The sequence below is a fragment of the Paenibacillus oenotherae genome (assembly GCF_019443105.1).
Taxonomy (GTDB): domain Bacteria; phylum Bacillota; class Bacilli; order Paenibacillales; family Paenibacillaceae; genus Paenibacillus_Z; species Paenibacillus_Z oenotherae.
Genome location: NZ_JAHZIJ010000010.1, coordinates 133,921 through 144,838 on the forward strand (window position 1 = coordinate 133,921; position 10,918 = coordinate 144,838).

The 10,918-nt window shown below is 45.0% G+C and carries 10 protein-coding genes; 3 read left to right on the plus strand and 7 right to left on the minus strand.

What is annotated here, in order from left to right:
• Nucleotides 1–193: 193 nt before the first annotated feature.
• From K0T92_RS15175 to K0T92_RS15185, 3 genes are all read right to left on the minus strand, one after another.
• Nucleotides 194–448: a DUF7660 family protein gene (locus K0T92_RS15175; protein ID WP_219873327.1), complete on the minus strand. Its 255-nt coding sequence runs from the start codon at nt 446–448 to the stop codon at nt 194–196.
• Between the two features lie 9 nt (nt 449–457).
• Nucleotides 458–3,268 (minus strand): polymorphic toxin-type HINT domain-containing protein, encoded by a 2,811-nt coding sequence (locus K0T92_RS15180; RefSeq protein WP_219873328.1) that lies wholly within the window; start codon nt 3,266–3,268, stop codon nt 458–460.
• Between the two features lie 63 nt (nt 3,269–3,331).
• Nucleotides 3,332–4,465, minus strand: a complete 1,134-nt coding sequence (locus tag K0T92_RS15185) for an RDD family protein (protein WP_219873329.1) — start codon at nt 4,463–4,465, stop codon at nt 3,332–3,334.
• A 244-nt stretch (nt 4,466–4,709) separates the two neighbouring features.
• Here K0T92_RS15185 and K0T92_RS15190 point away from each other — a divergent pair, with 244 nt between their 5' ends.
• Complete coding sequence (locus K0T92_RS15190) at nt 4,710–5,531, plus strand: hypothetical protein (protein WP_219873330.1); 822 nt, start codon at nt 4,710–4,712, stop codon at nt 5,529–5,531.
• A gap of 23 nt (nt 5,532–5,554) precedes the next feature.
• Here K0T92_RS15190 and K0T92_RS15195 read toward each other — a convergent pair whose 3' ends face one another.
• A complete protein-coding gene (locus tag K0T92_RS15195; protein WP_219873331.1) occupies nt 5,555–6,259 on the minus strand; it encodes a pirin family protein in 705 nt (234 codons plus the stop codon).
• Between the two features lie 148 nt (nt 6,260–6,407).
• On the opposite strand from K0T92_RS15195, the gene K0T92_RS15200 reads away from it, so the two are divergent.
• The gene (locus K0T92_RS15200) at nt 6,408–6,716 is read left to right on the plus strand and encodes a hypothetical protein (protein WP_219873332.1); all 309 of its coding nucleotides are present in this window, start codon (nt 6,408–6,410) and stop codon (nt 6,714–6,716) included.
• A 41-nt stretch (nt 6,717–6,757) separates the two neighbouring features.
• The gene (locus K0T92_RS15205) at nt 6,758–6,973 is read left to right on the plus strand and encodes a hypothetical protein (protein ID WP_219873333.1); all 216 of its coding nucleotides are present in this window, start codon (nt 6,758–6,760) and stop codon (nt 6,971–6,973) included.
• 157 nt (nt 6,974–7,130) lie between these two features.
• Here the strand turns inward: K0T92_RS15205 and K0T92_RS15210 are convergent, their stop codons facing one another.
• From K0T92_RS15210 to K0T92_RS15220, 3 genes are read right to left on the minus strand one after another with little or no spacing between them, the layout of a single operon-like run.
• Nucleotides 7,131–8,000 (minus strand): sugar ABC transporter permease, encoded by an 870-nt coding sequence (locus K0T92_RS15210; RefSeq protein ID WP_219873334.1) that lies wholly within the window; start codon nt 7,998–8,000, stop codon nt 7,131–7,133.
• Nucleotides 7,997–9,343, minus strand: a complete 1,347-nt coding sequence (locus tag K0T92_RS15215; RefSeq protein ID WP_246628175.1) for a carbohydrate ABC transporter permease — start codon at nt 9,341–9,343, stop codon at nt 7,997–7,999. Before K0T92_RS15215 ends, K0T92_RS15210 begins: the two co-directional genes overlap by 4 nt.
• Nucleotides 9,344–9,360: 17 nt before the next feature.
• Complete coding sequence (locus tag K0T92_RS15220) at nt 9,361–10,689, minus strand: sugar ABC transporter substrate-binding protein (protein WP_219873335.1); 1,329 nt, start codon at nt 10,687–10,689, stop codon at nt 9,361–9,363.
• Between the last annotated feature and the right edge of the window lie 229 nt (nt 10,690–10,918).

Consider the following 10,918-nt stretch of genomic DNA (forward strand, 5'->3'; position numbering starts at 1 on the left):
ACGGAATAGCGTTATTTAGGTTAATAAATTCAAGCATTGATGTGTGTACAAACAAAATGACGAATCTTTATACGGATATTACATAGGTACAGTGTGTTATTTTTGAATGAAGTATTCATTCGGCACTGGGTAGCTCCCACCAAAGAAGTACCTTGAAAGGCTATTAGCCAATCAAGGTTAACAGGCTTACTTATTATTCATACAACTTCCCGACATAAAACAAATTCGCAAGAAAGTTCCAATCTATATTTTGAGGTATTGGTAAATTGTTATTTTCATAATAACCTTCCATATCCTCTACCCAAGACTTTATTCCTTCGAGAAAACTCTCAATGTCTCTATTTTCCCAATCACTAGGGTTTGATTTAAAATCCTTAACTAACTTACCAATAAATTCTGTAAATTGATCTTTGTCACTGACTTTTTTTATTTCTTTATATAATTCCATGTTCTCCTCCTACTTTATCGTGAGATTATTTCCATCGGCCATTTTTAATTTAATTGAACTTCCACCATTTTTTGTAGTCATTTTCCACATTTGACTTTCAATCATTTCTTTAGTAGCCCATTGTACGGGTATCTTTTCAGTACCGGCAATTCTAAATGCGGCTAATCTTCGATGATCCAACGTCCATATCTTTCCTGCACCATTTTTCCAAACATTAATGGTTTCTAAATCACTTGGTGAAAGTTTCCCTGATTTAAGTGCGTCAGCATTACCTAATACAGTGTAGTCGCCAGTTTTGTTTTTTATAGAACTTTGCATAAAATTAATCTCTTTCGGGTTCAGAGAATCAACCGTGCCCTTAACAGCACAATTATGCACCCAAATCCCAAGATTAGAGACGAAATAAGAATTAAAATCTTCCACTTCAAAATTGTAAACAGTCGCTTGTCTCGGCTCTTTTTCGATTTTGTCTATTGCTAGTTTAGTGCCGTCGCTCGTAACCAGCAAATCGCCAACCTTCAGGTCTTTAACAAGCGTCCATCCCTTGCCATCTAACCAGAAAGGATGCTCGCCCGTCACCTCGATGATTTCATCCCCGATGTGGACATAATGGATTTCCTCGGCCTGCTTCTGGAACAGACCCAATACCTCTTTATATGCCACTTCTCCGGTTGTATCATCTTTCGAGAGAACCATATCTCCAACTTCAATGTCCTCAATCGGCTTCTCGCCTTTGTCTGTAAGCACCTTTGTTCCAGATGTAAAGCAATTACATTTATTATAAAGATCATACACCTCATCGCTGTGTTTCATAACATCATCTACATGAGTAGCCGTTCTTACTGCAGCACCTGTACCTGAAAGAAATGGTACAAATGCCGATCCAACATCGAGAGCTAGATAGCCTGCATTCTCCCAGCTCGGATCCCTAATAAGTTCAATCGTATCATAGATTGCAAATCCGATGTCAGCAATTATATCTATAAAATGTCCCGTTGGATCATGGTACATCAACGGATTATTTTGCGCATACGCATACAGATTAAGCGTCAGTGGATCAGCAATCTGGCCTTTATACGTATCCTCTGTCGTAAACCGGCCAATACCTGGTTGGTAGTTACGTGCCCGCAGATAGTAAGTATCTGTCTCCTCATCGAAATACTGCCCCCCATATCTAAACGGGTTAGTATCCGCCGTGTCGCTATCAATCTCTACACCAAAAGCGTCATACTTGTAGCTATTGATTAACGACCCATCTCCTTGACGAGTTTCAACCACATCTCCATGCCCATTATGCAGATAGTAGACGGTTCCATTATCGCCCACACTTGCAAGCAGCTGATTTCCTCTAATATAAATGGAGGTGCCTGTTGGCTTTACGTCTGCTGCAAGGTTTGAGCCATCCCAAATATGGGTTGTTTTTTGCCCATTAACCATCTTCCATATTCTGATACCCTTCGGGTCATAGGCATAGGAAGACTTGAATGCTTCGCTCTCAACCTCAATGAGTTCATTCTTTCCATTATACGTATAGAACACTATATCATTGCCTTCACCTTCCCCGAACTTGCTTAACAGATAATCTTCGTTAATATTCGGGTCTAACGAGGAAATGATTTCTTTGACTTTGCTCAATTGATTTCCATTATTATCGTAATCATACGTGGTTACAGTACGCAGGTTACTCTCCCCTACGGACTCTTCAATCAACCTGTTATTTAAATCGTAATTATAATCCGTTTGGATCAATGCGCTGCCTTGTTGAACGACTAGAGATTTGCGATTATTGGCATCATCGTAATTAAAGGTAGATACCTTGCCTGCCTCAAACGTCTTATAAAGACGACCTAAACCATCATATTGATAACTTGTTGTAGCTACATTCCCGCCCGCTAACTCTACCTTTTGATATAAGCTTCCATCTACATTGTAGTCATAACTAAACTGCGAGGTAATTGTTCCGTTGATGGTATGACTTAGAGATTTTAACTTGTTCGCCAAGTTATAGGTGTAGCTTGCAACGGTGTTGTTAGCATAGTTGATGAATTCCGTGTAGCCGTTATCATTGTATTGGTATGTCGCGGTCAGATTACCATTAGTGGAAAGCTGGTGCATCCTGTCCATAGTATTATATGAATAGGTGTTATGAGAAATTTCCGAACCGCCGCTAATAACCTTGAACGAAATACGGTTATTATTTGCGTTATAATTGTAAAGTTTAGACACTCCTCCCTGCGTCTCTTCTTTAGTTAATCGACCTAAGTCATCATAATAAAAGTGTGATACTGCTTCCGAATTGCTTGATTTGGTTAATCGTCCAGATAAGCTGTACTCATATACAGAAGAAGTGTTCAACTTCTCTGTATCCGTCGTTACATTGGTTGTCCGCAAACGGTTTAATCCATCGTACGTGTTAACTGTAATTGCCCCGTTACGATCCTCTTTCCTCTTCAGATTGCCATTAATATCATACTCATATGTTTCTTCTTGCTGCATCGGATCAATCATTCTTTTCATTCGATTGAAGCGATCATATTCATATTTTGTAACGGAATACTCGGTATCGCTACCAGCACTGACACTATCCAACCCATTAATGACAAGTGGTGTACTGAGCCCTGTGTACATTCTTACCTTATTTCCGACTGAATCGTAGTAAAATTGTGTATAATTCTCTGCACTGCCGTTGTCATAAGTAACAACCATCCGTAATTGATTACGGCTGTTGTACTTATATTCAATACTCTGATGAGTATTTGTTGAACCTACATGGTTGTTCGTCGTCTTTTTTAATATTAAATTTCCCTGTTCCATCGGCATAAAGGAAGAGCTGCCCCTTTGCATTCAAAGGAGCAGCTCTTCTCTTGTATTTAGAACACAACACTAAATCGTCCGATCATCCACCCTCGCAACCTCGCTAAAGCTATTGATAATGTCCGATAATTCCTGTTGAACCTTATCGCTATTGTACGATTCAAGCGTCCATGAATGCAGTTGATGGAAGTGCGTATCCGTCTCGACGGTGGTGATCGAGTAAATCACTGAATACCCGTTATGCTCCGTTGAGAACTTGAATTGGTACGCCTCATACCCATTGACAATAAGAGCATTCGTCGGCTCAAGCAACTTCACATCGCTATGTTCCTCCAATGCCATATCTTCAATAAGCTCATGATACTCCTCCAGCGTCACATCGCTCGGGAAATCAAGCTTATCCTCTGACATCAGCATAAAATATTTATCAGAAAACCGGTGTGTAATGCCAAGATCCTGATCGTCATTCAAATCATCCTCGTGCCAACTGGCCGGAGCAGTAACTTGAAACTGTCTGTCCTTGCTGAGAAACACTTCCGTCCCCTCTGCAGAAGAAATGGCCGTATACAGCCCCAATATAGCGGAAACTACGGCAGCGAGACCCATAATCGAGAAAAGGATCGTTAGTGCCACATCCTTCGTCTTGCTCCTTGAAGAAGGCGGCAGGTCCTTCGTATTCACCACGAAAGTATTGGCCGCCATATCTCCGATTCGCTGCCTCTTCTCTGATAATAGAACAACAAGTCCAGCAATAAGACCCGCCTCAATAAGCTGAAGCAGATAGCGGATAAACTCCTTCAGAATTCCCGGAGGCCGTCCATCCTTCCTTACCACTTGTATACGAAGCGCAAATTTGCCTGCCGTATATCCAGTAAGCCCTTCAAGCAGCAGGTAGTACATCACAGCTCCAAGGAACCATATTCCGATCATAATAAACATGCGCGGCGACTCTTCGTCAAAGCCCCCAATCGTAAGAGCTCCAATAAATAAGAGTATCAATAAGACATTATCCACTATTGCTGCTGCCGCACGCTTAACAAAAATGACTTCCTTCTTGCTATGAATAGCTACACTCTCCATATCGCTCGGCAATGGCGCTGGCGGCCCCCCATTCCAATAATTAGGACCTTCATTCAGCCCCGGCTGGCGATAATCTCCTGGCTGGTACTGCAATACTTCCACCTCATTCTGTGTCATATACATACAATTGTCATAATTCCACTATTTAAACACTCCATAATTTCAAAGTCAATCCTATCATTACCATTATTTTTTTGGGCTTGACACCAGTTAAACCATTGGGGTATAGTGGACGAAAATAACGCATATTCTGCAACTTACGATGGAAGCACCCGTAAGAGAAGGCTTTTTTAAGCCTATCTTGCTGGTGCTTTTTTTGTTGTTCCCATCGTAATAGAGCTGCGATTCCAGAGGAGGAAGATGATGTATGAGAAATCGAAGGATATTCCTGCTGTTCCTGGCACTTATTCTGCTGTGCACGGCAAGCTTGACAGCCGCTGCCGCCACTGCCGTTGAACTGACCGCAACTGATAAAGCCGCCCTCGGCAAGACAATCACCGCTGCTGCTGCAGCCGAGAAGGCCGTCATTAACAAGCTATATCAGGATCTGATTACTCTTCAACAGCTGGAGCAGAGCCGGGATAGCTCAATCAAATCTGTTCACATCAAGAATGAGGAGGCACTACTAACTCTCCGGAGAGATATCAAGCTCATTGATGTCGAGAAGCTCAAGCTGCTCGACAAGGCGGTTCAGCAAGCGCGAGAGCGCTACAAACCGCTATTCGCTCTCTATACAGCACTTAACAAGCAAATTGCCGCTGTGAAGAAGCTCAAGATCAAGGAGCTGAATGCGCTGCTCTCCGCACAGGCCGATGCGATGAAGCTCGCCGTTCAGGCAGCGCGGCAAGAGATTAAAGCCCGTGAGAGCTTGCTGCAGGCTGCGAAGAATCATGCGAAAGCCGCCAAGAAGAGAATTCAAGAAACGCTATCCGCTATTACATTCGTCAAGATACGAATCAAGGCTGAACGGAATGCCGCCTCAACGACTAAGAAGCATATTGGCCCGCAGTTGAAGATGTTCAAGCAAGCGGTGAAGAAGACGAACGTCGAGGGTACCTTGGAATCGCTGCCAGCTCTAGTCGCCCAGGTCCGCCATATTGTAGCTCGCAAAGGGACCATCCTCGATCTGGAGAACCAAATCAGCGCCATTATAGACAAAGCAAAGGCGCAATTACCATCTAAACGGTAATTGCGCCTGAGGGCAATATTTGATTAAGGCAAGTCAATCAGCATGAACGATGCGCCTGAAGACGACTCTATTGCCAGCTGTGTTACATCTGTAATTCTTGCGGCATCGCGTTTGCTCAGGCTGTGCTCCTTGTTCAAGGTTAAGTCACCTTCAATTACGAACAGATAGATTCTTCTGCCCGCTTCCTGCGAGAATGTGAGTGCATGCCCAGCATCCAGATCAGCCAAATATAAGGTGAGGTCTTGGTGAATAAATGCAATCCGCTCCGATTGAATGCGATTCGAAACAATCGGCAACAGATTGTTCCTCTTGGCGCCTTGATCATACGATTTCTGCTCATAGGAGGGCTTTAATCCTTGTTCACTCGGCATGAACCACAGCTGCAGGATGTTGGCTGTCTCATCTTCTGAGTTATTCACTTCCGAATGGAGAATCCCGGTTCCGGCACTCATCCGTTGAACCTCTCCTGGACGAAGCGTTTCCTGGCCGCCTGTATTATCCTCATGATGCAATTGACCGGCCAGAGCTACTGTAACAATCTCCATCTCTCGATGCGGATGTGTTCCGAAGCCCTTCTGTGGATGAATGAAATCATCATTAAATACCCGAAGCGGACCAAAATTAACATTGTCGGGATCATAGTAATCAGCGAAGGAAAAGCTGAAGTTGTAATGAAGCCAGCCATGGCTTCCGGAATGTCTGGACTCGGAAGGATATATTCTAATCATCTGATCGCTCCTCTTTTTAATGCTCACATTTTCGCAACAACTTACTTTGTGTAAGTATGATAATGTGTTATATTAACTCTTGTCAAGCAGTTGCTCATTCGGCGCCATCACCTATACCCGGCAAGGGTTATTAGCTAAAGGAGTGTTCATGATGAATCATATGTATATTCGGCATGCAGTAGGGGGCAGGCAGCTTCTGGATTCCATTCAGCATACAGCCGGTTATGAGGTTGAAGAAGCAGGAAGCGGCAATTGGAAATTCGTCATTCGCATTACGGATGAGCATGCAGCCCAGCAAGTGCTGCAGCATAAGAACGAGATGAATCTGTTTGTCATCGGAAGCGGCAATACGAGCTCCAAGACATGGTACTATTCTTCCGATGGTAACGTGCAGTATGACCGGACGAACAGCATGCTCGTCATTGTAGCAGATGCCAAGCTGGATTATTCCGTATAATGAAGGTATGCCCAATTTAGTATGAATAGGAGAAGCGCACTGTGGCACATGTCCGCCGATTAATGACAGACCAGGATTTCGATGAAGCAATAGAACGCCAGGCTAGAATTCGCGTATTTAAGGACGACCATATTATTGACTCCGGAGGAATTATTATACGATTCGATGCCGGAACGGTCGTTATTCAATCCAGTGTGAGCGATATAACCTACCATCCGAGAGCAGCATGTGAATTCTTCTCGATGAAGGAGCGCTAGATCCCAAGTGAACTCACCTGCACCTCTTCCTTGATCACAATTGCATCGATAATGCGAAAGTGCCGGAAAGTCATAAGGACTCCCCGGCACTGCAACTGATTGTGTTATTGCTCCCTTGCTTTCACTCCGTGCTGCCGATCTGGCAACTCTCGGGGCCTCAGCCTTTATTGGCTCCCGCTTTAAGCCCCTCAATAATATATTTCTGCAGGAATAAGAACAGAATCGTGATGGGGATCGCTACGAGCACCGCTCCGGCAGCGAATGTCGTGAACTCGTTGTTCGCCCGTCCGGTGACCATTTCGAACAATCCGATTGCCAGCGTCTTGTTATCATTGGATCGCAGCACCAGTCGCGCGAATATGAAGTCCATCCACGGGCCAATGAAATTCGATACCGCGATGAATGTCAGCATCGGTACCGAGAGCGGAATCATGATGCGGAAGAAAATAGCGGTATGCGATGCTCCATCGATCTTGGCCGCTTCCTCCAAGCTGCGCGGCAAGCCGTCGAAGTATCCTTTTACAAGCCATGCTCCGAATGGAATCGAGCCTCCCGCATAGACAAGAATAAGGCCCCAGTGATTATCAAGCAGATTCATCTGCAGCAGCAGAATATAAATCGCAATCATCCCCATAAAGGACGGGAACATTTGCAGCACCAGCATAACCATGAGCCCCTGCTTGCGTCCAGGGAAGCGAAACCGCGAGAACGCATAAGCGGCCGTCACAACTAATATGGTTGCGATAATCATATTCATAACCGCAATAAACAGCGTGTTCTTGTACCAGAGCAGATAGTCCTTCTCCACGAAGAGATTAATGTAGTGGCTGAACGTCAGCTTCTCAGGCAGATAGGTGGTTGAGCTGATCGTATCGCCGGGATTCAACGAGCCCAGAATAACCCATATAACGGGATAAAGCACAACAACCGCAGTGGCAATGAGAATGAGATAAATCACCGTAAGCATAAGCTTATCTCGCAATGACAGACCGACGGACAACTTTCGTGAACCTGTAATCGTCCTCATTGGATCATATCCTCTTCCTTGAATGCTCTTGTTTGCCGGAAGTTCCAAATCGAGAAAATCGCGATAATAATGAAGATAAGGATGGAAATGACCGACGCTGTATTAAATTGATTCTGCTGCAGCGTCAACTTGAAGATCCACGATATCAGAATGTCCGTCGAACCCGCATAGCTGTAATCAATGTTGACAGGGCCGCCCTCCGTAAACAAGTAGATAATGTTGAAGTTATTCAAATTTCCGGCGAAGCTCATTATTAGCAGCGGTGCAGTTGCGAACAATACAAGCGGGAATGTAATCGTTCGGAATCTCTGCCATGGACTAGCCCCATCTACCTCGGCAGCTTCATACATATCCTTGTCGATGCTCGTTAGCACACCTGACATCAGAGCCAGCCAGAACGGGAACCCGAGCCATGTATTCACGAATACTAGCGATACTTTAGCCCAGAACGGATCGGACAGCCAGGGAATAGCCGAGATGCCAAGCAGGCTCAAATACTCGTTGAGCGGGCCGAACTGAGCGTTGAAGAAATTGCGGAATATTAATATAGTAACGAATGCCGGGATAGCCCAGGGGAGAATGTAGATCGTCCTCCAGAATCGCTTGAATCTCACCGCCTTGACGTTAATGATCAGGGCATAGAAGAGTCCCGTGAAATAAGTGGATACCGTAGCGAGCACTGCCCACAGCAGAGTCCAACTGACAACACCGTAGAACGTATGGCTCCATGCCTTTAGATTGAACAGATTCGAGAAGGTTTTGAAGCCAACCCAATCAACCAGATGCTTCGGCGGGAGATAATTCGGTCCGGAATAGTTGGTGAACGCGATCAGAATACCGAATAGCAGCGGCAGAATAGTTAGAAATAGTGTAAAAGTAATAGCAGGTATCAATAAGAAGTAGGCATAGCCTTGCTCCCACGCATGCTTGATCGATTGCTTGGCATCATGGGCAGGAATTCCTGCCTCGATGCCCTTTCTCACTTTGTAAGCATCACCGATATTAAAGATATAAAAGCAGATCATGACAAGAAGCGCGAGCAGATAAATGATCCCTTCAACCATCAGGAAGATAGAGTGATCCCCTTGTTCAATAATCCGGCCGCGCTGGCGAATTTGCATTTGTTCACCTAATGTGATGAGGCCCCATAGCCCGTTCATGACAGGCTTGCTCCAGAAAATAAGCACATACAGTTCAACAAGTGCCAGCAGCAGACCTTTTGCAATCTGGCGATTATAGATCTGCCCAAGGCCCATAAACAGAATGGATAACGTCACACTGATGGTTGTCTTAACAGACCTCTGCTCTCTGGCAGCTGGAATGATTGACATTGGCGATCCCATAGCAAACTCCCTTCACCCTATTGATTTTGCAGGGATATCGCCTCTTTGATTTGATTTACCGCCTTATCCAGCACTGTTTTGGGATCCGCATTGTCGTCCCAGATAACTGCGAAGGCATTGCCCATAGCTTCCCATACAGGTGTCATCTCCGAAATGTTCGGCATTGGAACGGATACGGCCGCCTGATCCAGGAAACCTTTAATAATCTCATTGCTCTTAATAACCTCGTTCTCCATCAAGCTAATACGTGGCGGCAGTTGCCCTGAGATTTCGAACTTCTTCATCAGCATTTCTTCACTGGTTGCAAACTTGGCATATGCCGCTGCGGCCTCAGGATATTTGGTATAGGAATTGACATAGTACGCTCTTACGCCCGAGAAGCTTGTCGGCGCTTTTCCGTTATCAAGTTTAGGGAGCGGGGCCACTCCAAAATTAACCTTGGCTTCCTGCAGGCCCGCTACAGCCCAAGGGCCATTAATGTCGAACATCAAATTGTTATTAATGAACAGGGATTCTTTCAACGAGAAGTTAATGTCACCGCTTTTTAGAGGTAGGACCTCTTTATGCAGTTTCTGCATGAACTCGCCGGCTTTAACCGCCCCTTCATTGTTCAGGCCAATATCGTCCTTATTCGTGTTCTTGTCTCCGAATACATAACCGTCATATCCGCCCAAAAAGCCATATAAGAAGAAGAAATCGTTGACTTGCATCATAAACCCGTATTTCTCCTTGGACTTGTCAGTGAATGCTTTGGCCTGCTCAATCAATTCATCCATCGTTGTCGGCACCTGCTTAACCAAATCCTTATTGTAAAATAACGCGTACGTATCGATAGCGGTCGGATAACCGTACAGCACGCCATTCATCGAGGTTCCTGTAATAGCAGCTTCCATGAACTCCGATTTATATTCTTCCGCATAGAAGTTCTCCAGTATTAAGCCTGCAGCAACCAAGCCGCCAATCTTGTCATGAGGTGCCAGGAATACGTCTGCACCAAGACCCGCAGGGCCATCAGTCTGCAATTTGGTCGGGGCATCGCCCTGCGATACTACCTGCACTTCAACCGGAATATTATATTTCTTCGTAAATTCCTCGGCTACCGCCTTAGCCCATGTCTCATCAGAGCCTCCATTATCCCATACAATAAGCTTCGCATCCTTTTCCAGCTCTGGCTCTGTGTTGACAGCCGTGTCATCGGGCTGTTCCGGTACAGTTTCATTGCCTTGGTTAGCCGATGGTGTGTTGGTTGTTTGGCTCGGTTCATTGTTGTTGCCGTTTCCGCATGCGGCAATTGCTGTTACCAGTACAAAAACAATAACTGCTGATACTACTTGTCTCATTTTCATTCCTTTACTCCCCTTTTTTCATGAATTGAAAGCAAGCGATAGACGGCTTTCCTCTCCGCCATGCAACCGCTTACTCCCCCATTCATATGAGCTATGGCCTCATAATATGCTTGATTTATCGACAAGCTTTGGAATCGAAAGGGACAAGCATAATCGGAACAACAAAAAACACCCCCTGGCGGAGGGCGGGCTAACCATCAGGTTATCCCATTCTGCCAAGGGGTGTTCG